This is a genomic window from Acidovorax sp. 107 (assembly GCF_003058055.1).
Classification (GTDB): Bacteria; Pseudomonadota; Gammaproteobacteria; order Burkholderiales; family Burkholderiaceae_C; genus Acidovorax.
Map to the genome: position 1 here is coordinate 402,604 of NZ_QBTZ01000001.1, position 22,982 is coordinate 425,585.

21 protein-coding genes are annotated in these 22,982 nt (G+C 66.2%); 12 read left to right on the forward strand and 9 right to left on the reverse strand.

From position 1 onward, the window contains the following. The first annotated feature begins 115 nt into the window (after window positions 1–115). On the forward strand, window positions 116–622 hold the full coding sequence (coaD, locus tag C8C99_RS01975) for a pantetheine-phosphate adenylyltransferase (RefSeq protein WP_056637056.1): 507 nt from the start codon (window positions 116–118) through the stop codon (window positions 620–622). Window positions 623–733: 111 nt separating this feature from the next. On the opposite strand, the gene C8C99_RS01980 is transcribed toward coaD, so the two are convergent. After that, window positions 734–1,705, reverse strand: coding sequence for a LysR family transcriptional regulator (locus C8C99_RS01980; protein WP_108624796.1), 972 nt, complete (start codon window positions 1,703–1,705; stop codon window positions 734–736). A 113-nt stretch (window positions 1,706–1,818) separates the two neighbouring features. On the opposite strand from C8C99_RS01980, the gene lysA reads away from it, so the two are divergent. Then, complete coding sequence (gene lysA / locus C8C99_RS01985; RefSeq protein ID WP_056637049.1) at window positions 1,819–3,063, forward strand: diaminopimelate decarboxylase; 1,245 nt, start codon at window positions 1,819–1,821, stop codon at window positions 3,061–3,063. 331 nt (window positions 3,064–3,394) lie between these two features. Here the strand turns inward: lysA and C8C99_RS01990 are convergent, their stop codons facing one another. From C8C99_RS01990 to C8C99_RS02005, 4 genes are all read right to left on the reverse strand, one after another. Beyond that, complete coding sequence (locus C8C99_RS01990; protein WP_108624797.1) at window positions 3,395–4,408, reverse strand: NAD(P)H-dependent glycerol-3-phosphate dehydrogenase; 1,014 nt, start codon at window positions 4,406–4,408, stop codon at window positions 3,395–3,397. A 52-nt stretch (window positions 4,409–4,460) separates the two neighbouring features. Further along, window positions 4,461–4,919: a protein-export chaperone SecB gene (gene secB, locus C8C99_RS01995; RefSeq protein ID WP_108624798.1), complete on the reverse strand. Its 459-nt coding sequence runs from the start codon at window positions 4,917–4,919 to the stop codon at window positions 4,461–4,463. A 108-nt stretch (window positions 4,920–5,027) separates the two neighbouring features. Then, on the reverse strand, window positions 5,028–5,285 hold the full coding sequence (gene grxC, locus C8C99_RS02000) for a glutaredoxin 3 (protein ID WP_015015481.1): 258 nt from the start codon (window positions 5,283–5,285) through the stop codon (window positions 5,028–5,030). A gap of 78 nt (window positions 5,286–5,363) precedes the next feature. Further along, window positions 5,364–5,771 carry a rhodanese-like domain-containing protein gene (locus tag C8C99_RS02005; RefSeq protein WP_056637041.1) on the reverse strand — a complete coding sequence of 136 codons (408 nt, stop codon included), beginning with the start codon at window positions 5,769–5,771 and terminating at the stop codon, window positions 5,364–5,366. 86 nt (window positions 5,772–5,857) lie between these two features. Between C8C99_RS02005 and gpmA the strand changes: the two genes are divergently transcribed. The 4 genes from gpmA to C8C99_RS02025 all read left to right on the forward strand — a co-directional run bounded on the left by gpmA (window position 5,858) and on the right by C8C99_RS02025 (window position 9,564). Next, window positions 5,858–6,601, forward strand: coding sequence for a 2,3-diphosphoglycerate-dependent phosphoglycerate mutase (gene gpmA, locus C8C99_RS02010; protein ID WP_015015479.1), 744 nt, complete (start codon window positions 5,858–5,860; stop codon window positions 6,599–6,601). 122 nt (window positions 6,602–6,723) lie between these two features. Then, window positions 6,724–8,160, forward strand: a complete 1,437-nt coding sequence (locus C8C99_RS02015) for a S41 family peptidase (protein ID WP_056637038.1) — start codon at window positions 6,724–6,726, stop codon at window positions 8,158–8,160. A gap of 105 nt (window positions 8,161–8,265) precedes the next feature. After that, complete coding sequence (locus C8C99_RS02020) at window positions 8,266–9,015, forward strand: HesA/MoeB/ThiF family protein (protein WP_108624799.1); 750 nt, start codon at window positions 8,266–8,268, stop codon at window positions 9,013–9,015. A 111-nt stretch (window positions 9,016–9,126) separates the two neighbouring features. Then, window positions 9,127–9,564, forward strand: a complete 438-nt coding sequence (locus C8C99_RS02025; RefSeq protein ID WP_108624800.1) for a response regulator — start codon at window positions 9,127–9,129, stop codon at window positions 9,562–9,564. A 128-nt stretch (window positions 9,565–9,692) separates the two neighbouring features. Here the strand turns inward: C8C99_RS02025 and C8C99_RS02030 are convergent, their stop codons facing one another. After that, a complete protein-coding gene (locus C8C99_RS02030) occupies window positions 9,693–10,325 on the reverse strand; it encodes a response regulator transcription factor (RefSeq protein ID WP_015015475.1) in 633 nt (210 codons plus the stop codon). Between the two features lie 124 nt (window positions 10,326–10,449). On the opposite strand from C8C99_RS02030, the gene C8C99_RS02035 reads away from it, so the two are divergent. The 5 genes from C8C99_RS02035 to C8C99_RS02055 all read left to right on the forward strand — a co-directional run bounded on the left by C8C99_RS02035 (window position 10,450) and on the right by C8C99_RS02055 (window position 14,654). Continuing rightward, complete coding sequence (locus tag C8C99_RS02035; RefSeq protein WP_056637030.1) at window positions 10,450–11,856, forward strand: CHASE3 domain-containing protein; 1,407 nt, start codon at window positions 10,450–10,452, stop codon at window positions 11,854–11,856. A gap of 324 nt (window positions 11,857–12,180) precedes the next feature. Continuing rightward, window positions 12,181–12,345 carry a DUF1328 domain-containing protein gene (locus tag C8C99_RS02040; protein ID WP_010463174.1) on the forward strand — a complete coding sequence of 55 codons (165 nt, stop codon included), beginning with the start codon at window positions 12,181–12,183 and terminating at the stop codon, window positions 12,343–12,345. A 73-nt stretch (window positions 12,346–12,418) separates the two neighbouring features. Then, entirely contained in the window at window positions 12,419–12,811 is a 393-nt protein-coding gene (locus tag C8C99_RS02045; RefSeq protein WP_108624801.1) for a hypothetical protein, read from the forward strand. Between the two features lie 175 nt (window positions 12,812–12,986). Continuing rightward, complete coding sequence (locus C8C99_RS02050; protein WP_056637624.1) at window positions 12,987–13,304, forward strand: BON domain-containing protein; 318 nt, start codon at window positions 12,987–12,989, stop codon at window positions 13,302–13,304. Between the two features lie 189 nt (window positions 13,305–13,493). After that, the gene (locus C8C99_RS02055) at window positions 13,494–14,654 is read left to right on the forward strand and encodes a putative zinc-binding metallopeptidase (RefSeq protein ID WP_056637024.1); all 1,161 of its coding nucleotides are present in this window, start codon (window positions 13,494–13,496) and stop codon (window positions 14,652–14,654) included. Between the two features lie 110 nt (window positions 14,655–14,764). Here C8C99_RS02055 and C8C99_RS02060 read toward each other — a convergent pair whose 3' ends face one another. The 3 genes from C8C99_RS02060 to C8C99_RS02070 form a co-directional block, all read right to left on the reverse strand. Continuing rightward, window positions 14,765–15,703: a transglutaminase family protein gene (locus tag C8C99_RS02060; protein ID WP_056637021.1), complete on the reverse strand. Its 939-nt coding sequence runs from the start codon at window positions 15,701–15,703 to the stop codon at window positions 14,765–14,767. 2 nt (window positions 15,704–15,705) lie between these two features. Continuing rightward, window positions 15,706–18,360 (reverse strand): circularly permuted type 2 ATP-grasp protein, encoded by a 2,655-nt coding sequence (locus C8C99_RS02065; protein WP_108624802.1) that lies wholly within the window; start codon window positions 18,358–18,360, stop codon window positions 15,706–15,708. Between the two features lie 237 nt (window positions 18,361–18,597). Continuing rightward, on the reverse strand, window positions 18,598–22,095 hold the full coding sequence (locus C8C99_RS02070; RefSeq protein ID WP_108624803.1) for a DUF2126 domain-containing protein: 3,498 nt from the start codon (window positions 22,093–22,095) through the stop codon (window positions 18,598–18,600). Between the two features lie 164 nt (window positions 22,096–22,259). Between C8C99_RS02070 and C8C99_RS02075 the strand changes: the two genes are divergently transcribed. Further along, the gene (locus C8C99_RS02075) at window positions 22,260–22,982 is read left to right on the forward strand and encodes an alpha/beta fold hydrolase (RefSeq protein ID WP_108624804.1); all 723 of its coding nucleotides are present in this window, start codon (window positions 22,260–22,262) and stop codon (window positions 22,980–22,982) included.

Below are 22,982 nucleotides of genomic sequence, written 5' to 3' on the forward strand. Positions count from 1 at the left end.
TTGCACTGCACTGCATAATGCGCGCACGCGGCCCGCAGGCCCGGCAGAACGGGTGATTCACCTGCTCCCCGGGCCCGGGCCAACGTCCATACAGCCAGACAGGAGACAACCAGCCATGGCCCAGAACGTGCTCGCCGTGTACCCCGGAACCTTCGACCCCATCACCCTGGGCCATGAAGATGTGGTGCGCAGAGCCACCCAGTTGTTTGAACGTGTGATCGTGGCCGTGGCGGCGGGGCACCACAAGAAGACCCTTTTTTCGCTGGAAGAGCGCATCGACATGGTGCGCGATGCCGTGAAGATGTATCCCCAGGTGCAGGTCGAGCCCTTCTCGGGCCTGCTGCGCGACTTTGTGGTGTCGCGCGGTGGCAAGGCCATGGTGCGCGGCCTGCGCGCCGTGACCGACTTTGACTACGAGTTCCAGCTGGCCGGCATGAACCGCAGCCTGATGCCGCAGGTGGAAACCGTGTTCTTGACCCCCAGCGACAAGTACCAGTTCATCAGCAGCACCTTTGTGCGCGAGATCGCGGTGCTGGGCGGCGAGGTGACCAAGTTCGTGTCACCCTCGGTGGAAGAGCGGCTGGCGGTCAAGGTGCGTAGCCTGGCAGCGCCGGGGGGCTGAGGACACTGCCCGAAACGCGCCAAGAGCCCCGGTTGTGGCTCTTTTGTGCCGATAGCGCCAGTGCAATATGCCCGGGCTGCTATCAAAATAGTAGTTTTAGATCCTGTAGCCTCAGTTCATGGCGAGCGGCAGCCTCGCCGCAATGGCCTGGGCCTGCACGCGCAGGGCCTCCAGCATGGGCGCGACCTCGGGCAGCGGGGGGCGGTACAGCGGCAGCAGCGCTGTCACGCTGAACGGGATGGAAAACGCCAGCCGCCGCAGCACCAGCCGCTCGCTGGCCGCAGCCAAGGCGGTAACGGGGTTGACGATGGCAATGCCCAGGCCCTGCTCGACCATGGCGCACACTGCGGCGGCGCTGTGGGTTTCCACGCGCAGCGTGCGCTCCACACCCGCTTCTCCAAACCGGGCGTCGATCAGCCGTCGATAAGGGTCGTCGGCCGACAGGCTCACAAAAAACTCGCCGGCAAAGTCGGCCAGGTTCAGCACCGGCTGGTGCGCCAGTGCGTGGCCTGCGGGCAGTACGGCCACCTCGTCCAGCGTCAGCAGCACTTCGGCGCGCGTGCCGGGTGGGGCGGTGGTCTGCTCGCACAGGCCCAGGTCAAACCGCTGGGCACTCATCCATTCTTCGAGCAGGGGCGATTCCTGTGGCGTGACGGATAAGCGGGTTGTGGAGTGTGCCTCGGGGTGCGACTGCATCAGCCGCGCTGCCGCACCCGGCAGCAGTGCATGAGCAAGCGCGGGCAGACACAGCACCGACAACTGCACCGCACCTGACCGGCCCAGGGCCACGGCCCGGTCCACCACGCGCTCCAGCCCCTGCCAGGACCGCTGTACCTCGTCCCACAGCGCCAGCGCCCTCGCGTTGGGACGCAGGCGGCCTTGTACGCGCTCGAACAGGTCGTAACCCAGCAGCGATTCGAGCCGCGCGAGTTCGCGGCTCACAGTCGGTTGCGAGCTGTGCAGCAGGTTGGCCGCGCCGGTGGCGCTGCCTGCGGTCATCACCGCACGGAAGACCTCGATGTGGCGGTGGGTGATGCGGTGGGTGGTGCGGTGATTCAGTGGGGGCTCGGTCGTGCCAGTCATGCACAGAGCATATCCATATTGAATGGATGGCGTAAATCAAAGCATTCGACTGAATACGCGGATAGCGGCATCATCCGTGCATCGTTCACGCTTTGTGTCCTTGGAGCCTCCCCATGTCCAACCCTTTTTCCCCCGCCCAGCTCTGGGCACTGGCCGACCAGTTTGGCACCCCGCTGTGGGTGTATGACGCGGCCACCATCCGCCAGCGCATCGCGCAGGTGTCCAACTTCGAGACCATCCGCTTTGCGCAAAAGGCCTGCTCCAACATCCACATCCTGAAGCTCATGCGCGAGCAGGGCGTGAAGGTGGATGCCGTCTCGCGCGGCGAGATCCTGCGCGCGCTGGCGGCGGGCTATGTGGCGGGTGGTGAACCGTCGGAGATCGTCTTTACCGCCGACCTTTTCGACGCCGCCACGCTCGATTGCGTGGTGGAGCATGGCGTGCCCGTCAACGCGGGTTCCATCGACATGCTGCACCAGCTGGGCGCGCGCTCGCCGGGCCATGCGGTGTGGCTGCGCATCAACCCCGGCTTTGGCCACGGCCACAGCAACAAGACCAACACGGGCGGCGAGCACAGCAAGCACGGCATCTGGCACACCGACCTGCCTGCGGCGCTGGCGGCGATTGCGCAGCACGGCCTGAAGCTGGTGGGCCTGCACATGCACATCGGTTCGGGCGTGGACTACAGCCACTTGCAGGAAGTGTGCGGCGCCATGGTCAATCTGGTGCGCACGGCGCATGCGGCGGGGCATGACCTGCACGCCATCTCGGCCGGTGGTGGCCTGTCCATTCCCTATCGCAGCGGTGACCCGGTGGTGGACACGCAGCATTACCACGGCCTGTGGGACGCCGCGCGCCAGCAGGCCGAGGCCATCGTGGGCCACAAGCTCGGTCTGGAGATCGAGCCCGGCCGCTTCCTGGTGGCCGAATCGGGCGTGCTGCTGGGCCAGGTGCGTGCCACCAAGAACGCGGGCAACAACCACTTTGTGCTGGTCGATACCGGCTTCAACGAACTCATGCGCCCGTCCATGTACGGCAGCTACCACGCCATGAGCGTGCTGCGCCGCGACGGCTCCACGGCGGCCGAGCAGCCCACGGTGGTGGCAGGCCCGCTGTGCGAGTCGGGCGACGTGTTCACCCAGGGCGACGGCGGCGTGGTGCTGCCGCGCGACCTGCCCGCCGCCCAGGTGGGTGACCTGCTGGTGATCCACGACACGGGCGCGTACGGCGCCAGCATGTCCTCCAACTACAACACGCGGCCCTTGATTGCCGAGGTGCTGGTGGACGGCGGCCAGGCCCGCCTGATCCGCCGCCGCCAGACGGTGGACGAGCTGCTGGCGCTGGAGCTGGGGCTGTAAACCAGGCCGCAGCGCTGGCCTCCTACGCTGAGGGGTGGATCTGCCACAGGTCCAGGTAGGTGAGGGCCTACGGGTTTGGGGTGCAAAGCCGGACAAGGGCCGGCGGGGGTGAGAAATACAGTGAAACCACCTGACCTTCTCACCCTTTCAAGGAGTTCCCCATGCCTCTCATTGCCTGGCTACTTGGCGTCCCGCTGTCGGTTGTGCTGCTGCTGATGTTGTTTGGGGTGTTCTGACCCCGCATCCCGGCGCGCATGACATCGGCGTTGCCAAACAAAAGGCCTCTGTGGAATTCCGCAGGGGCCTTTTGTTTTGATGGTGCGCGATGTGCTTACATCAGCTCGGATGCGGGCCCGCGCCCCATGAGGGTGACGACCGCGTCGGCTGGGGTGAGCTGGCCATCCAGCAGCGCCACCACCGCGCGGGTGATGGGCATGTCCACCCCGAGCGCAGCCGCCCGCTGCGCCACGGTGCGGGCGCTGTAAACGCCCTCGGCCACATGGCCCAGCGACTCGACGGCCTGCGGCAGGGTTTTGCCCTCGGCCAGCAGCATCCCCACGCGCCGGTTGCGCGACAGGTCGCCCGTGGCGGTCAGCACCAGGTCGCCCAGGCCCGACAGGCCCATGAAGGTATCGGGGCGCGCGCCCAGCGCCAGGCCCAGCCGCGTCATTTCGGCCAGGCCGCGCGTGATGAGTGCGGCGCGGGCGTTCAGCCCCAGCGCCAGCCCATCGCACAGGCCGGTGGCAATGGCCAGCACGTTTTTCACCGCGCCACCCACCTCCACGCCCACGATGTCCTCGTTGGCATACACGCGCACGCTGGGGCTGTGAAAGGCGCTGACCAGTGCATCGCGCACGAGGGCATGTGTACTGGCAGCGACCAAGGCCGTGGGCTGGCCCTGCGCCACTTCTTGCGCAAAGCTGGGGCCGCTGAACACGCCTGCTATCAGTTCAGGAGCTACCAGGGCTTGTACTTCATGCGCCAGCAGTCCAAAAGACAGGGAACTGTCTGACGCTGCCGCCTCGAACCCCTTGCACAGCCATGCCACGGGCGCAGCGCAGCCGTGCAGTGCCTGCAGCATGCCGCGCAGCGCCGCCATGGGCGTGGCCACGATGACGAGGTCGGCCCCGGGCCACAGCGCTGCAAAGTCGCCATCGACCACGGTGAGTGAGGGGGGGAGGGTGATGCCGGGCAGATAACGTGTGTTCTGCCGCTCGTCGCGCATCCGGGCCGCCTGCGCAGCATCGCGCGCCCAGAGCGTGACAGCATGGCCTGCGGGGTGCTGGGCGGCACTCATGGCCACCGCCGTCCCCCAGGCTCCAGCGCCCAATACTATGATTTTCATAGCTGTCTGCGCTTATTCATCCAGCACTACAGGCACAAATGCCTGTGAATGCTTACTGCGTGATGATGGGCGAAGCCTGGCCGGCGGCCTGGGCTTGCTGCTGCTCGTACATGCCCTGGAAGTTGATTTCAGCCAGGTGCACGGGCGGGAAGCCAGCGCGGTTGATCACGTCGGCCACGTTGCCACGCAGGTAGGGGTACACGATCTGGGGGCAGGCGATGCCCATGATGGGGCCCATCTGGTCTTCGGGCACGTTGCGGATTTCGAAGATGCCGGCTTGCTTGGCCTCGACCAGGAACACGGTCTTGTCCTTGATCTTGGTCTGCACGGTGGCCGTGACGGCCACTTCAAAGATGCCTTCGGCCACGGGGGTAGCTTCCACGCCCAGCTGGATGTCCACGCTGGGCTGCTCTTGTTCGAGCAAGATGGCGGGGGAGTTGGGCTGCTCCAGCGACATGTCCTTGAGGTAGACGCGCTGGATCTGGAACACGGGGTTTTCTTGGTCGGCCATGGTGAAGTCTCTTTGCTCTTACGAAATTGCTAGCAAAACAAAACCCGCCGGGGAGCAGCTCCCGCAGCGGGCACATGGGGCTGCATTATGCAGCGCCCGGAGAGGGGGTCAGGCGCCGAGCAGGGGCATCAACTCGCCACGGCTGTCCAGTGCCACCAGGTCGTCGTGGCCGCCCACGTGGGTGTCGCCGATGTAGATCTGTGGCACCGTGCGGCGGCCGGTGATCTCCATCATGTGGCTGCGCGCGGCGGGGTCGGTGTCGATGCGGATCTCCTCGATCTGCTCCACGCCCTTGGACTTCAGGATCTGCTTGGCCCGGATGCAGTAGGGGCAGACGGCGGTGGTGTACATCTTCACGGGTTGCATGGCGAACCTTCCTCTTTCTTCCTGTGGGACTGAAAAACCAGTCGCAAGACTAGCGCTGACCGAATAACTGGGGGCGGATCAGGCTTTTTCCACAGGCAGGCTGGCCTCTCGCCAGGCCTTGAGGCCACCGGCCAGGGATTGGGCGTTTTCATAGCCCAGCTTCTTGGCAATGGCGACGGCGCGGTTGGAGCGGGCACCGCTGGCGCAAACCAGCACCACAGGCAGGGCCTTGTTCTTGACCACGGTGGGCAGGCGCTCTTCGAGCTGGGAGAGGGGCACGTTCTTGGCGCCGTTCACGTGGCCAGCGGCAAATTCCTCGGCCTCGCACACGTCGATGACCACCGCTTTTTCGCGGTTGATGAGCTGAACGGCGAGCGCTGGCGTCAGCGAGCCGCCACTGGCGTTCTTGAGGACCGGCCACAGCAACATGCTGCCCGAAGCCAGTGCAACGAGGAACAGATACCAGTTATCAATAATGAATTTCACGAAGCTTCCTTGGGTTGGCGAACAGCGTAATTCTAGAATGCTGGGTTTTGGCCCGCATTTTTTGACCTGCCTTTCCTGGGGAAACCATGTACAAGCTCGTTCTGATCCGCCACGGCGAATCCACCTGGAACCTTGAAAACCGCTTCACCGGCTGGACCGATGTGGACCTCACGCCCACTGGCGTTTCCCAGGCCATGTCGGCCGGCAAGCTGCTCAAGGCCGAGGGCTACGAGTTCGACCTGGCGTTCACCAGCGTGCTCAAGCGTGCCATCCACACCCTGTGGTACACGCTGGACGAAATGGACTGCACCTGGCTGCCGGTGGTCAAGGACTGGCGCCTGAACGAGCGCCACTATGGTGCCCTGCAGGGCCTGAACAAGGCCGACATGGCCAAGCAGTACGGCGACGAGCAGGTGCTGGTGTGGCGCCGCAGCTATGACACGCCCCCGCCAGCGCTGGAAGCCACCGACCCCCGCAGCGAACGCGGCGACCGCCGCTACGCCGGTGTGGCGGCCGAGAACGTGCCCCTGACCGAGTGCCTGAAAGACACCGTGGCCCGCGTGCTGCCGTTCTGGAACGAGGCCATGGCGCCCGCCATCCGGTCGGGCAAGCGGGTGGTGGTGGCTGCGCACGGCAACTCCATCCGCGCGCTGGTGAAGTACCTGGACAACATCTCCGAGACTGACATCGTGGGCCTGAACATTCCCAACGGGATTCCACTGGTATATGAGCTTGATGCCGACCTCAAGCCCATCCGTCACTACTATTTGGGCGATGCCGAAGCGGCGGCTAAGGCCGCAGCCGCCGTGGCGTCGCAGGGCAAAGCGTAAATTGCAGGTAAAGAGCGGGGAAAACCCCGCTTATCCCTGCCAAAGTGAGCATCCAAGCGGAACTGCGGCGGGTTTGGCCCTTCCAAGGTGTATATTGGTTTTGAAGCGGTAAAAGGTGTTGTATGGGCCAGAAACTCAAGATTGCGGGATGGGTGTCGGTAGGCGTGGTGGCGGGTGCGCTCACCACGGTGTCACTGCAAACGGTGGCGCGCGGTGCCATGACCCCGCTGCCGCTCGAAGAAATCCAGCAGCTGTCTGCCGTGTTCGGTCTGGTCAAGACCGATTACGTCGAGCCGGTGGACGACAAGAAGCTCATCACCGACGCCATCTCCGGCATGGTCTCCAGTCTGGATCCGCATTCCCAGTATTTCGACAAGAAGTCCTTCAAGGAATTTCGTGAAGGCACCTCGGGCCGCTTCGTGGGCGTGGGCATCGAGATCACGCAGGAAGACGGCCTGATCAAGATCGTGTCGCCCATCGAGGGCTCTCCCGCCTTCCGTGCCGGCCTCAAGACCAACGACCTGATCACCAAGATCGACGAAACCGCCGTCAAGGGCCTGGCGCTCAACGACGCCGTCAAGCGCATGCGTGGCGAGCCCAGCACCAAGGTCACGCTCACCATCTTCCGCAAGGACGAGAACCGCACCTTCCCCGTCACCATCACGCGCGAAGAGATCAAGACCCAGTCCGTCAAAGGCAAGGTGATCGAGCCCGGCTACGCGTGGATCCGCCTGTCCCAGTTCCAGGAGCGCACGGTGGACGACTTTGTGCGCAAGGTGGAAGAGGTCTACAAGCAGGAACCCAACCTCAAGGGCCTGGTGCTCGATCTGCGCAACGACCCGGGCGGCTTGCTGGATGCGGCCGTGGCGATCTCTGCGGCCTTCCTGCCCGAGAACGTGACGGTGGTGACCACCAATGGCCAGCTGGCCGACAGCAAGGCCACCTACAAGGCCGCCCCTGACTACTACCAGCGCCGGGGAGGCGGTGATCCGCTCAAACGCCTGCCTGCATCCCTGAAGGCAGTGCCGCTGGTGGTGCTGGTGAACGAAGGCTCTGCCTCTGCCAGCGAGATCGTGGCGGGCGCGCTGCAGGACCACAAGCGTGCTACGGTCATGGGCAGCCAGACCTTCGGCAAGGGCTCGGTGCAGACCGTGCGGCCCTTGGGCCCTGACACCGGCATCAAGCTGACCACGGCCCGCTACTACACCCCCAGCGGCAAGTCGATCCAGGCCAAGGGCATCGTGCCCGACGTGATGATCGATGAGTCGGAAGAGGGCAACATCTTTGCCGCCCTGCGCATGCGCGAGGCCGACTTGGACAAGCACCTGAACAGTGGCCAGGGTGAAGAGAAGAAGGACGAAGCCCGTGAAAAGGCCCGCGAGGAAGCCCGCAAACGCATGGAAGACGAGGCCAAGAAGCCGGCTGCGGATCGCAAAGTGCCCGAGTTCGGTTCGGACAAGGACTTCCAGCTGGTGCAGGCACTCAACCAGCTCAAGGGCCGCCCGGTGCTGGTCAGCAAGACCCTGACAGAACGCAAGGAAGAAAAGAAAGAGAATTGAGCCCTTCGCGCTCCGACCCCAGGCTGGATTTCGCGAGGAATCCAGCCTTTTTCTTTTCGGCTTATTTCACCGCTGATTTTCTGGTTGCTACAGACCAGCCCTCCCATGACCGATGACCAGCTCCTGCGCTATTCCCGCCACATCCTGCTCGACGAGGTGGGCATTGAGGGGCAGGAGCGCGTGCTGGCGGCGCACGCCCTCATCATCGGTGCCGGGGGCCTGGGGTCGCCCGCCGCGCTGTACCTTGCGTCCGCCGGTGTGGGCCATATCACGCTGGTCGATGACGATGTGGTGGACCTGACCAACCTGCAGCGCCAGATCGCGCACACCACCGCAAGGGTGGGCAGCCCCAAGGTCACTTCGGCGGCTGAGGCCATGGCCGCCATCAATCCCGAAGTGCGCGTGACGGCGCTGAAAACCCGGGTGGATCCTGCAGCGCTGGACCAGCTGGTGCAGGACGCCACGGTGGTGCTCGACTGCAGCGACAACTACGCCACCCGCCAGGCTGTCAACGCCGCTTGCGTGCGCCATGCCAGGCCACTGGTGGCGGGCGCGGTGATCCAGTTTGATGGGCAGATCACGGTGGTGGACCCGCGCGATGCGCAGTCCCCGTGCTACGCCTGCATCTTTCCGCCCGATGCGGAGTTTGAAGAGGCACGCTGCTCCACGATGGGTGTGTTCGCCCCGCTGGTGGGGGTGGTGGGCGCCATGCAGGCGGCCGAGGCGCTCAAGCTGATGGCTGGGGTGGGGCAGTCGCTGGCCGGGCGGCTGCTGATGCTCGATGGCCGGGCCATGGAGTGGAGCACCCTGCGCGTGCAGCGCCATACCGACTGCGCGGTGTGTGTGGCGCGGTAGGAATTTTCCTACGTGGCCAGCGTGTGGCGGCTGGCAGAATTCGGCCCATGAAAGCCTTAAATTCAAGGCTAGGACAGCGGCCCCACACTGTCCGCACACTGGACCCCGCCCGTGAAACTGCGCACCTACATTGTTGAAGACAACGCGACCATCCGCGAGAACCTCATCGGAACTCTGGAGGAGCTGGCGTCTGTGGAAGCGGTGGGGGTGGCAGAAACCGAAGACGAGGGCACCCATTGGTTGTCCGCGCATCCCGAGGAATGGGACCTGGCCATCGTTGATCTGTTCTTGCGCCAAGGCAGCGGCTTGGGCGTGCTGGCTGCCTGCCGCACGCGGCGCCCGGGGCAAAAAATGGTGGTGCTGAGCAATTACGCCACACCGGACGTGCGCATGCGCTGTGCGCAGCTGGGTGTGGATGCGGTGTTTGACAAATCCAACGAGATCGACGCGCTGGTGGATTACTGCGTGCAACACAGCAGTCCGTCCCACGGGATGGAGCCCGCCAGCGGTGGCGGTGCATCGGCCGCTTCATCGGGCGCTCCCCAGTGACTCCACCCGCCGCCGCTGCGGGCGCGTGCGGCAGTCGGGGCTCTTTATTTCCTTTTTCCGTTGTAGCGAGCGTTGCGGCCAGGCCTGCCCGGACCCGGCACCGCCGGGCGCAAGCAGGGCTCGCAATGTCAGTCGATCAGGCGGTTCTTGAGCGCGTAGTAGGTCAGGTCGCTGTTGGACGACAGGCTCATCTTTTCCATCAGGCGTGTACGGTAGGTGCTAACCGTCTTCACGCTCAACGACAGCGACTTGGCAATGTCACCCGCAGTCTCTCCCTTGGCCAGCTTGAGAAACACCTGAAACTCGCGCTCCGACAGCTGTTCGTGCGGCGGTGCGTCGTCCTTGCGGTTGAGTTGCTGTGCCAGCAGCTCGGCGACGGCGGGCGTCAGGTAGCGGCGGCCCAGCGCGATGGTACGGATGGCCTCCACGATCTCCGACGGCTCGCACTCCTTGTTCAGGTAGCCGCTCGCGCCCTGGCGGATCAGGTTGATCGCATAGTGTTCTTCGGGGTAGCCGCTCAGGATCAGGATGCCCATGTCAGGAGCTTTGGCGCGCAGCATGGCCAGGGCGTCGAGCCCGCTTTGGCCGGGCATCGACAAGTCCATCAGCAGCACATCGATTTCCTTGTTGCGCACCAGGTCGATGGCCTCGCGGCCGTTGGCGGCCTCACCTTCCACCCGCAGGTCCACATGCTCGGACAGGAACTGCTTGAGTCCGGAACGAACAATCGCATGGTCATCCACAATGCCGATCTTGATCATTGATGCTTCTTTCGAGGCGGCTGCCCAGGGACTGCCGGTGTGTGTTGAAGTCCAGATGCCCCGTCGTGCCACTGCACGGCACGGGGCGTCAAAACAGTAGTCGGTCATTATCCAGAATATGCGTATGAATCTCCAAGAAAACACCCGGCGCTGGTTACCAAAAGTCCGCCAGATGGCTTTGAGCCTGCCCATGGCGCTGCTGGCGGCCATGGTGCTGGTGGGCATCAATGAAACCGGGCATATGCGATCGCAGGACGCGGTGGAGCAATTGGCCCAGGGGCTCACCACCCGCGCGGATGTGAACAAGCTGCTGCAAAGCATGCTGGATGCAGAGACCGGCCAGCGCGGCTATCTGCTCACGGGCAACGAGACTTACCTGGAGCCCTACGACAAGGCTGTGGCGACCGTGCAGACCAACCTTGATCGTCTGCGCACCCAGTTCATGGCCTCGCCTGACGACATGCAGGAGTTTGCCTTGCTGTCGCGGCAGATATCGCGCAAGCTCGCCGAGATGGAACTCAGCCTGCGCCTGCGCCGCCAGGGCAACGAAGACGCCTGGAAGTTCATCCTGAATACGGACGTGGGCAAGGAGCACATGGAGGCGATCCGGCAGCATGCCCAAGCGCTCATCGCCCGCAGCGACCAGCGCCTGCAGCATGGCCGCGAGCAGATCGAGCAGTCACTGATGCTGTCGCGCATCGGCATTGCCACGGTCACCGCCATTGGCCTGCTGGCGTTTTACATGTACCTGCGCCAGACCCAGGCGGTGCAGGCCGTCAACCTGCGCGAGCAGGAGGTGCTCGAGCGCGAGCGCGACCGCCTGGAGGGGCTGGTGCGCGACCGCACGGCCACGCTGTCTGAATTGGCCAACCACTTGCAGCAGGTGCGCGAAGAAGAGCGAGGCCATCTGGCCCGTGAGCTGCACGACGAACTGGGGGCTCTGTTGACGGCCGCCAAGCTCGATGTGGCGCGCCTCAAGTCCAAGATCGACGCCACTGCACCCGATATTTCCGAACGGCTCAAGCACCTCACGGAAACACTCAACAGCGGCATTGCGCTCAAGCGCCGCATCATCGAAGACCTGCGCCCGTCGTCCCTGTCCAACCTGGGGCTCACGGCCGCGCTGGAGATCCTGACGCGTGAATACGCCGAGCGCGCGGGCATCGAGGTCGAGACCAGCCTGGAGCCCGTACAGCTGCCCGATGCAGTGCAGCTCACGGTGTACCGCATGGTGCAGGAGGCTCTGACCAACGTAGGCAAGTACGCCAAGGCCAGCAAGGTACTGGTATCGGTGCACGGCTACCCCACGCACGTGGCGGTGCATGTGCGCGACGATGGCGTAGGGTTTGACCCTGCCACCGTGCGACCCACCTCCCACGGGCTGGCGGGCATGCGCCACCGGGTCGAGGCCGCTGGCGGGCGTCTCACGCTCACCTCGCGACCCGGCAATGGCACGGTCTTGTCTGCCGTCTTGCCGTTGCCGCGTACGCCGTCCGAGCCGCGCCTCAGCGCCGCCGCGCACGACGCGTGAGGCGCACGCCGCCTCTTTTCCGACACTCTTCCCATCCTCTGCATTGCGGGGCGCTCCGCGTGCGGGCTGTTGCGGTGGCCAACGCCTGGTGTTCGTGCACCGTGGGGTGTTGCCTGCGGCGCTGGCCTAGTGCGCGCGACGGCGTTCTGGGCTGTGCATCGGCCCGTGCGTGTCGTCCTACAACGGGCCCACTGCGCCGCCGACACGGGGGCGCGCCAGACACCGGCATTCGGCGGCCTTTGCGGTGCCTACAGTAGCTCCAGGCGTTGAGGTTTTGGCGCCATCCGATCCGCCGGCAAGCCGGCCCCCCATAAGGAGAAGGAAATGTTGCACTACGCAGTTGTTTTTCTGGTGATCGCGCTGATTGCAGCCCTCTTCGGTTTTGGCGGCATTGCTGCTGGTGCCGTGGGCATTGCGAAGATTCTGTTCTTCGTGTTCGTGATCATGGCCGTGGTCACCTTTGTGCTGGGGCTGCTCAAGAAGGGGTGAGGCTGGCCGCACAGCCCGTACCGCCTCTGGCCCCAAGCGCATTCTCTTTACCCGTACCCCAAGGAGTTTCCCCATGAGCCTTCAGACCGCAACCGACAAAGTGACCCACGGCGTCCGTAACCTGACCGATGACGTGCTGCAAAGTGCCCAAGATGCCGTGCAGACCACCCGCGCCGCAGCCGACCAGTCGCTGGACAAAGCCGAAGCGGGCGTGCGCAATTTGCGCCGCCAGGCCGACCCCGCGATTGACGACCTGGCCGCGCGCGCCCAGGACCTTGCTGCCCGAAGCATCGACTACTGTGCAGATACCAGCGCGCGGGCCCGCAAACAGATCCAGCAGGCCGCTGAAGTCACTGGCAAGTACGTGGCCGAGCAACCCGGCAAGTCGCTGGTGATTGCCGCCGCATCCGGCGCCTTGTTGGCGACGGTCGCGATGTGGATGTCCCGCCGGCGCAATGCATACTGAGGGCTCGCGCACCGGTTCGCACGCCGGCGCCTTGTCAGCAGTGCGGCATTTTGATGCCCTGCCAGCGCTGCCCCTTTTCCCACAGTCCGCCGGTCGCGGAGGGTGCAACAGACCGGTAGATTGAATCTGTCCCAGCACCCGCGTTCCCAAACCATTCTTGAACAAGGAAAACACCATGAAATACGCACGTGCCCTCGCCTTCGCCGCAGTTGCCGGCATCACCATCGTCACGGCCACCGGTTGCTCGGTCGCCCGCGAACAACAGACCGTTGGCTCCTACGTCGATGACGCAGGCATCACCACCGCCGTGAAGGCCAAGATGGCCGAAGACAAAACCGTGTCGGCCACGGCCATCAGCGTAGAAACGCTCAATGGCACGGTGCAGCTGTCGGGCTTCGCCAAGTCGCAAGCAGAAAAGAACCAGGCTGAAAACATTGCGCGCAACACCAAGCATGTGCGCGAAGTGCGCAACAGCATTGTTGTGCGTCCCTGACCAGCGCGGGTTGATGCTGCGCTCCTGGGGTTGAGTGCCCCGGCGCAGCGGTCATCCCTCACGAAGCAGGCACCGGGCATGCCCTGGCGCCTGCTTTTTTATGGACCTCCACCCCCGCGTGTTGCGGTGGCAGTGGCCCACGCCATGTTCCAACCATTCTTCTGACCCACGGGGTATAAGCTCCACACCATGCGGGTATTCAATTGCGACCATTGCGGTCATCTGGTGTTTTTCGACAGCGTGCAGTGCCTGCATTGCGGCAGTGCGCTGGCGTTTTTGCCCGATGTGCTGACGATGGCCGCACTGACCCCTGCGCCGCAGGATGGTGCCGACCTGTGGCGCCGCAGGGGCAGGCAGGGCGGCGCCCATTCCAGCGGGCGCCTGTACCGCATGTGCCGAAACCACACGGACCACCAAGCCTGCAACTTTGCGATACCTGTCCACGATTTCACAGAGCTGTGTGTGTCGTGCCGCCAGACCCGTGTGATGCCCGACCTGTCCGAACCCGCGAACATGGGTCGCTGGATGCAGATCGAGGCTGCCAAGCGGCGGCTGTTCTACAGCCTGGCCCGCCTGGGCCTGGAACCCGCGCCCGGCGGTACGAGCCCGGTGTTTGAATTCTTGGCCGAGGTGCCGGGCGGTCCGCCCGTATTGACGGGCCACAACAACGGCACCATCACCCTCAACGTGGCCGAGGCAGACGACGACGAGCGTGCGCGCCGACGCATCGCGCTGGGTGAGCCTTACCGCACGCTGATCGGCCACTTGCGTCATGAGTCTGGCCACTTCTATTGGGATCAGCTCGTGCGCGACGGCGACCGGCTGGACGACTTCCGCCAGATGTTTGGGGATGAACGCCAGGACTACGCAGCGGCGCTGGAAGCGCACTATGCCAAAGGCAACGAGGGCAACGACTGGGCCGACCACCACGTGAGCGCCTACGCAGCCGCCCACCCGTGGGAAGACTGGGCCGAGACCTGGGCCCATTACCTGCACATGATCGACCTGCTGGAAACCTCGGCCAGCTATGCCACCGAGGTCACCATTCCCGGCATCTACGGCGCACAGCGCAGCAGCGCCATCGACCCTTTTGCCAGTCCGGCACCCGACTTTCAGTCCATGGTGCAGCACCTGGTGCCGCTGACGCTGCTGCTCAACAGCCTCACGCGCAGCCTGGGGCAGCCGGACGCCTACCCGTTTGCGCTGGCGGAGCAGGTATTGGCCAAGCTGCGCTTTGTGCACGACCTGGTGCGCGCGGCGGCGCATCGCCCGGTCGCTACGGTGGCTCCGATGCCGACTCCAGTTGCCGCGAAAGCGACTCCAGGCGCCCGTAAAAAGACGGCGAAGTAGCGGATCGGCGGGCTGCGCTGGCCCTGCATCGGGCAGTTTGCCACCGAGGAGTGTGCATGGCTTTTGATGGAGCGGGTCGCTGCCCGCCAGGGGTAGCCACGGCCTGCGATTCAGCCCGGTTGCTCTGATCCCGCCACGGGGTGGGGCTCCCTGTGCAAGGGCTCCACCGTCACCCCCACCTGCAGCACATGGTGGTCGCCGCCGTGGATCACGCCGCGCAGCGGCGATACGTCCGAAAAATCGCGGCCAATGGCCAGCGTCACGTAGTCCTCGCCCGCCGGGCGGTCGTTGGTGGGGTCCAGGTCAAACCACTCCTCGTGGCCCGGTCGGTCTCCCCCATCGGCGGGGGGGGGGGACCACACCGACACCCAGGCATGCGAGGCGTCGGCGCCCACGAGCCGGGGCTGGCCGGGTGGGGGCTCTGTCAGCAGGTAACCGCTGACATACCGGGCTGCCAGGCCCAGGCTGCGCAGGCAGCCGATCATCACGTGGGCAAAGTCCTGGCACACGCCCCGGCGCAGCCGCAGCGATTCGAGCGCGGGCGTCCCCGCATCGGTGGCGTGGGCGGTGTAGGCAAAGTCGGCATGGATGCGCGACATCAGATGGCTGGAGGCCTGCATCAGCGGGCGGCCCGGCGCAAAGCTCGCGGCGGCATAGGCCACAAAGTCGGCGTGCCGGGGGATGTAGGGCGAGGCAAAGCTGAACTCGGTGGCGTCTTGGTAGGGCTGGCCGCGCCGGTAGCCCAGGCGTTCGCGCACGGCCTCCCAGGGCTCGCCGGGCGGAGCGGGCGGCGGCGGCGTGGTGTCCAGCAGGGTCTCGGCGCGCACGCGCAGTTGCTCGTGGGTGAACGGCAGGCTGAAGAATGCGCGGGTATTGCCAAACACGTCCTGCGTGGTCTCGCACTGCGCGGGGGCGGGGTCGATCTGCAGTGCATGGGTCAGCACACGCTGGACGGGGCCGGTGCGTGGGCGCAGATGGGCCATGTGCTGGGCGTTCTGCACCGCCGGGTTGTAGCGGTACAGCGTTTCGTGGACGACACGCAGACGCATGGTCAAACTCCAACGCTGTGCCGCAGCGCGTCGGCAGAGTGGGTGAAATACCGCGTCGCCAGTACATCCGACAGTCCCACCACGCCCTGCACACAGCCACGCAGGTACTGTTCCAGCACGGCATGGCGCCCGTCGGCATCCTGTGCGCACAGGGCTGCCAGCGACAGGTCGGACGCGTCGGGAATGCCCGTGGCGGCGGATTCGCCGGGCGTACCTGCAGCGGCTTCGATCTTGGCAATGCGCCCGCGCAGCGTCTGCGCGACCCAGGCCAGCGAGCGGGGGTTGTCGCGGTCGATCACCAGCAGGTCCAGCAGGGCGGGCATGTCGCGCCGCTGCTGGTACTGCGCGTGGAAGGTGATGGTGCTGTCAAACAGCGCCACCATGGCCTCAAAGCCGCCTTCATCGTGCACGGCGCCGGTCTGCAGGCCGCTTTCCAGTGCCGAGGCCAAAAAGCCCAGGCGCTCCAGATGCCGCCCTATGGACAGCAGGCGCCAGCCGTCGTCGCGGGTCATGCGGTCGGTCTGCTGGCCCGTCATGGCGGCGGTGTGGCCGCTCAGCACTTCCAGCTGGCGCAGCGCATCCAGCGGCGAATAGTCGCCGTCGTCTTCGGCGTCTGTGCGGGGTGCAAAAAACTCCGCCTCGGCCCGCACGATGAGGTTCCAGTGCTCTTGCGACAGGCGGTCGCGCACAGCCGATGCGGCGCCTACTATGCCGCGCAGGTTGAAGCCCACGCTGGTCACCTGCTCGGGCAGCGTCAGCCCGGCGATCAGCGAGCGCTCGAACACGCGCCGTGCCTGCCCCGCGGCGGGCACCGTGGGCAGCACCAGCCCCTGGCTCACGCCCATGGCGCTCAGCCAGGCCAGTAGTGGCTGCGAGGTCTGGTCCTCGCCGTTCAGGCATTGCAGCGTGGTGCGCGCCAGGCGCGTGACGTTCTCGGTGCGTTCGGTGTAGCGACCCAGCCAGAACAGGTTTTCGGCCGCGCGGCTGGTCACTTGGCGGCTGCGGTGCACTACGGCGGGCGCGGCCTGGTTGTGGGCCAGCAGCGTGGTGGTGTCCACGGGGCCATCGGTCTGCACCCACACATCGGCACTGCTGCCGCCGCGCTGCATGGATGTGATGCCGCTGTCGCCCTGGGCCAGGCGTGCCAGCCCGCCCGGCAACACGCGCCACGATCCGGGGCCATCGCACACCGCAAACACGCGCAGCATCACCGAGCGGGGCGCGATGGGGCTGCTATCCGGCGCTGCATCCTCCGTGTCCTTGGTGCGCCAGGTGGGCATTTGCGACAGCGGCAGGTGGGCCTGCACGGTGTATTCATCGCCCTGCGCTTCGATGCGTGCGGACCACTGCGCCAGGTCTGGCGCCGACAGCGCGCCGCCCAGCACGGGCACGCGCTGCGCCATGGGCCAGGTGGGCCGGATCACGCTGTGGGCCAGCTGCGGCAGCACCGCCTGCATGGCTGTGTGCTCGCCGCACCACCAGGTGGGCAGCGACGGCAGGGCCAGCTCCTCACCCAGCAGATGGCGCGACAGCGCGGGCATGAAACCCAGCAGCGCTGACGATTCAAGGAACGCCGAGCCGGGTGCGTTGGCCACCAGCACGTTGCCCGCGCGGAGGGCCTGGAGCAGGCCGGGCACGCCCAGGCGTGAGTCGCTGCGCAGCTCCAGCGGGTCCAGAAACTCGTCGTCCAGGCGCTTGAGGATGCCGTGCACGGGCTGCAGGCCGTGCAGCGTCTTGAGGTACAGGCGGGCATCGCGCACGGTGAGGTCGTTGCCCTCGACCAGCGTGAGGCCCAGGTAGCGCGCCAGGTACGCGTGCTCAAAGTAGGTCTCGTTGTACGGGCCGGGTGTGAGCAGCACGATGCGCGCATCCTGCCCGGCCGGGCTCATCCGCCGCAGCCCGTCGAGCAGTGCACGGTAGGTGGCGGCCAGGCGCTGCACATGCATCTGGCTGAAGGCCTCGGGGAACAGGCGCGAGATGAGCAGCCGGTTCTCCAGCAGGTAGCCCAGGCCCGACGGCGCCTGTGTGCGCTGCGTGACCACCCACCAGTCGCCCTGCGCGTCGCGCGCCATGTCGAACGCCGCGATGTGCAGGTGGGTGCCGCCCACGGGCTGCACGCCGTGCATGGCGCGCAGATAGCCCGGGTGGCCCTGCACCAGGGCACTGGGCAGCAGGCCTTTGCGCAGCAGCTCCTGCGGCCCATACACGTCGGCCATCACGCGGTCGAGCAGGCGGACGCGTTGCAACACGCCGCGTTCAATATGGGCCCAGTCGCCCTGCGGGAGGATGAGGGGGAACAGGTCCACCGACCAGGGCCGCTGCGGGCCATTGCTGTCGGCATAGACGTTGTAGGTGATGCCGTTGTCGCGCACCTGCCGCTGCAGGCTCGCCATGCGCCGGTCCAGGTCCTGGAAGCCCTCGGGCCCCAATTGATCAAAAAATTGGGCCCAGGTGCTAGTGATATTGGGGTTGTTTGCTATTGATTTGTGAGCGATTGGTGCGGTAGCGGTGCCGGGGGCGCTGGGCGTGTCCGCCACGCTGGCACCCCGCAACTCGTCAAAATGCCCGGCCGCCGCAGCAGGCGCCAGTGCAGCCGCCAACTGGGCTGCGCTGTCGGAAGGGTCGGGGGTGGGGGGGCTGTCGTTGAGGTGGTTCACTGCGCTCGATTTTCGGGCATTTGGTCGACAACACTCTGCGGGTAACCCACAGCCTGCAAAACCGGCGCGACCGATGCCAGAGACGCCAAGCAAGCGCCGCCCCGCAGCGAGGGCGTCGTCCCCCTTTGGGGGCTGAGGGCCGCGGCTCCAAGCCTGCCTGCGCAGGCTTGGACGTGCCCGAAGAGCCGCCGCCTCTGGCGGGGGCACCGAGGCGCGTAGCGACTCAGGGGGGCTTCTCTACCTCCGCATCTTGCGCCGCAGATCCAGCGTGAACGGAAACTCCCGGCTGCCCGGCAGCTCGATGGTCGCCGGTGGCACCGCCAGCCGGCCCGGCGTGTGGCCCATGCGCGAGAACCGCGCGAGGCGGCGGCTTTCGGCCTCATAGGCGTTGACCGGGAAGGTGTCGTAGTTGCGCCCGCCGGGGTGCGCCACGTGGTACTGGCAGCCACCCAAAGAGCGGTTCATCCAGGTGTCCACGATGTCGAAGGTGAGTGGTGCGTGCGCGCCAATGGTCGGGTGCAGGGCTGAAGGTGGGTTCCAGGCCTTGTAGCGCACACCGGCCACAAATTCGCCGGTCGTGCCCGTGCTTTGCAGCGGCAGCGGCTGGCCGTTGACGGTGACCACATGGCGGCTTTCGTTCATGCCCGTCACGCGCACCTCGATGCGCTCCAGCGACGAGTCCACGTAGCGCACCGTGCCACCCGCAGAGCCCTCTTCGCCCATCACATGCCAGGGCTCCAGCGCGTTGCGCAGGGTCAGTTCCACGCCCATCGATTGGACCGTGCCGACCATGGGGAAGCGGAACTCGAACTGCGGCGCAAACCAGGCGGGGTCGAACGCATAACCTGCGGCGTTCATCTCAGCCACCACGTCGTGCATGTCCTGCTGGATGAAGGTGGGCAGCATCCAGCGGTCGTGCAGCTCGGTGCCCCAGCGGGCGGCGGGCGCGCGGTAGGGCGCCTTCCAGAAGCGGGCGATCAGGGCGCGCAGCAGCAACTGTTGCACCACGCTCATGTGGGCATGGGGCGGCATCTCGAACGCGCGCAGCTCCAAGAGGCCCAGGCGGCCGGTGCTGCTGTCGGGCGAGAACATCTTGTCGATGCTGAATTCGCTGCGGTGCGTGTTGCCCGTCACGTCCACCAGGATGTTGCGCAGCGTGCGGTCTACCACCCAGGGCGGCATTTCCTGCCCATATACGGCGCGGTTGGCCTCGATCTCGCGCAGGGCAATCTCCAGCTCGTACAGCTGGTCGTTGCGTGCCTCGTCCACACGCGGCGACTGGCTGGTGGGGCCGATGAACAGGCCGCTGAACAAATAGCTCAGGCTGGGGTGGTTGTGCCAGTACAGCAGCAGGCTGGCCAGCAGCTCGGGCTTGCGCAAAAACGGCGAGTCGGCCGGGGTGGCGCCGCCCATCACAAAGTGGTTGCCGCCGCCGGTGCCGGTGTGGCGGCCATCGGTCATGAACTTCTCGGCCGAAAGGCGCGTCTCCCACGCGGCCTGGTACAGAAACTCGGTGTGCTGCACCAGCTCCTTCCAGTGGGTGGCGGGGTGGATGTTCACTTCGATCACGCCGGGGTCGGGCGTCACCGCCAGCACCTTCAGGCGTGCGTCGCGTGGCGGCGGGTAGCCTTCCAGCACGATCTTCATGCCCAGTTCTTCGGCCGTCGCTTCGATGGCGGCCAGCAGGTCCAGGTAGTCATCCAGGCGCGCCAGTGGCGGCATGAAGACGTAGAGCACGCCGTACTTCTCGCCCACCTTTTCGGCCTTGGGGCCGCTCGCGCGGCGCTGGTCGCGCACCTCCACGCACAGGGCGGTGCGCGACAGGCCTGCCGCCGACTGGAACTTGCCTGGGGGCTGCATGCCCGCATGGGGGTCGGGCTGCCCGGCCTGGCGCGCGTGGTCACCACCCGCAGTGCCCTGCGTTACGCGCCGGGCTTCGCCCGGTGCGGTGGCACCTGCCAGGTAGGGCAGGTCGCGGTCGCCGGTGACGGGGCCTGCGGGCACGGAATACCGCGCTCGCAGCGTGGTCGCAGCGGGCAGCGGGCCTTGGGGTGCGGTCGGGTCTTGCGGGATCAGGTGTTCGGTGTCCGATGCCTTCACCCAGGGCAGGGCATCGAGCGGCAGGCGGTAGCCCATGGGCGAATCGCCGGGGATGAGCAGCATGCGGTCGTCGCGGAAGAACCAGGGCCCCGTGCTCCACACACTGCCCGCCAGCGTGCCCGCGCCCACACCTGCTTGCAGCGGCAGCACATAGCCCACCACGCTGTCGAGCTTTTGCTCGAACACGCGGCGCAGGCGGGCGCGCTCCAGCTCATCGTCCAGGCGCGCGTCGAACGGGTCCACGTTGATGGGCAGGCGCCGCTCGCGCCACAGGTAGTAGAAGGTGTCTTCATACCCGGGCTGGATGTAGCGGTCGGTGATGCCCAGCTTGCGCGTGAGGTGGCGCACAAAACGCTCGGCGTCGGCGCTGGTGTAGTGGGATGGGTCACGCTCGTCGGCAAACAGCGCGGGGTTCTGCCACGCGGGCTGGCCGTCGGCGCGCCAGCAGATCGACAGTGCCCAGCGCGGCAGCTGCTCGCCCGGGTACCACTTGCCCTGGCCAAAGTGCAGAAAGCCGCCCTGGCCGTATTCGGCGCGCAGCTTGTGCGTGAGTTCGGTGGCAAAGCCGCGCTTGGTGGGGCCCAGCGCATCGGTGTTCCACTCCGGCGCGTCGCGGTCGCCCACGGCCACAAAGGTGGGCTCACCGCCCATCGTCAGCCGCACGTCGCCCGCCACCAGGTCGGCGTCCACCTGCTCGCCGAGGGCCAGCACGGCTTGCCACTGGTCTTCGGTGTAGGGCTTGGTCACGCGGGGCGATTCAAAGATGCGTGTCACGCGCATCTCGTGGCTGAACTCCACCTCGGCCTTGTCCACGCCGCCTTCAATCGGCGCGGCCCCCGAGGGTTGCGGCGTGCAGGCCAGCGGGATGTGGCCCTCGCCCGCCATCAGGCCACTGGTGGCGTCCAGGCCAATCCAGCCCGCGCCGGGCAGGTAGACCTCGCACCAGGCGTGCAGGTCGGTGAAGTCGTGGTCGGTGCCACTGGGGCCGTCCAGCGCCTTCACATCGGGCGTGAGCTGGATCAGATAGCCCGACACAAAGCGCGCCGCCAGCCCCAGGTGACGCAGCAGCTGCACCAGCAGCCAGCCTGAGTCGCGGCACGAGCCGCTGGCTTTTTGCAGCGTCTCTTCGGGCGTCTGCACGCCGGGCTCCAGGCGGATCAGGTAGCGCACGTCCTGCGCCACCTGCTGGTTGAGCTTGACCAGGAAGTCGATGGAGCGTTGTTTGCTGCGGTCGATTTTGTCCAGGTACGCCTGCACCAGCGGCGTCACCGGGTCGGTGGCCAGGTAGGGCGCCAGCTCCTGCTGCACATCGCTGCTGTACTTGAAGGGGATGTGCTCGGCCTCGGGCTCCAGGAAGAAGTCGAAGGGGTTGTACACCGCCATTTCCACCACCAGGTCCACCGTGACCTTGAACTCGCGCGTCTTCTCTGGGAACACCAGCCGCGCCTGGTAGTTGGCAAACGGGTCCTGCTGCCAGTTGATGAAGTGCTGCGCGGGCTCGACCTTGAGCGAGTACGAAATCACATTGCTGCGGCAATGGGGCGCAGGCCGCAATCGGATCGTCTGCGGCCCGAGGCCGACCAGCCGGTCGTATTGGTAATGCGTGACGTGGTGGAGCGCGGCGTGGATGGGCATATGCAGACCATGCTAGCAAGTCCCGAGCCATCGCGGGCAACTATTCCGGGGGCGGTGACAAGTGGTCATCGGCTGTTCACAATGTGCGGTCCGTGCCCCGCTGCCGGGGCTGTCTGCATGCTTGCGATGGCGCACCAACTTGGTGACGCCCTTTTTTTTTACCCATGTCCCAATCCCCCCAACTTCTGCTCCTGCCCGGTCTGGCCGCCGATGAACGCATGTGGCGCGGCGTGCTGCCGCTGCTGCCCGCCGCGCTGCGCCCCGAGGTCGCCATCGCCCACCAGGATGTGAACCTGCATCGCATCGAGGACTTTGCCGCCCGCCTGCTGGCGCAGCACGCGGGGCCGCTGGTGCTGGCCGGCGCGTCGATGGGCGGCATGGTCGCCATGGAGGCCGCGCGCCAGGCGCCGGAACGGGTCGCAGGGCTGGCGCTGCTGGGCACCACCGCGCGGCCCGAGACACCCGACATGCGCGCCCTGCGCGAAGGCGCCATCGCGCTGTTTGAACAGGGCCGCGTGCGCGAGGTCATCGAGCCCAACGTGGCCTTGGCCTTCCACCCCGTGAACGCTGCCAAGGCTGAGCTGGTGCAGGCCTATCTGGACTTTGTGCTGGATGCGGGCCCCGACCACCTGGTGCGCCAGAACCGCGCCGTGATCCACCGCCCCGATGCGCGCTTGCACCTGCCCCAGCTGGCCTGCCCCGTGCTGGTGGTGTGTGGCGCAGCCGACCAGCTCACGCCGCCCGAATGTTCTGCAGAGATCGCGGCACTGGTGCCCGGCGCCGAGCACCACCTGCTGCCCGACAGCGGCCACATGCTGACCATGGAGCAGCCCGAGGTGGTGACCGGCTTGCTGGTGCAGTGGCTGGCCCGCAGCGGGTGGATGTGA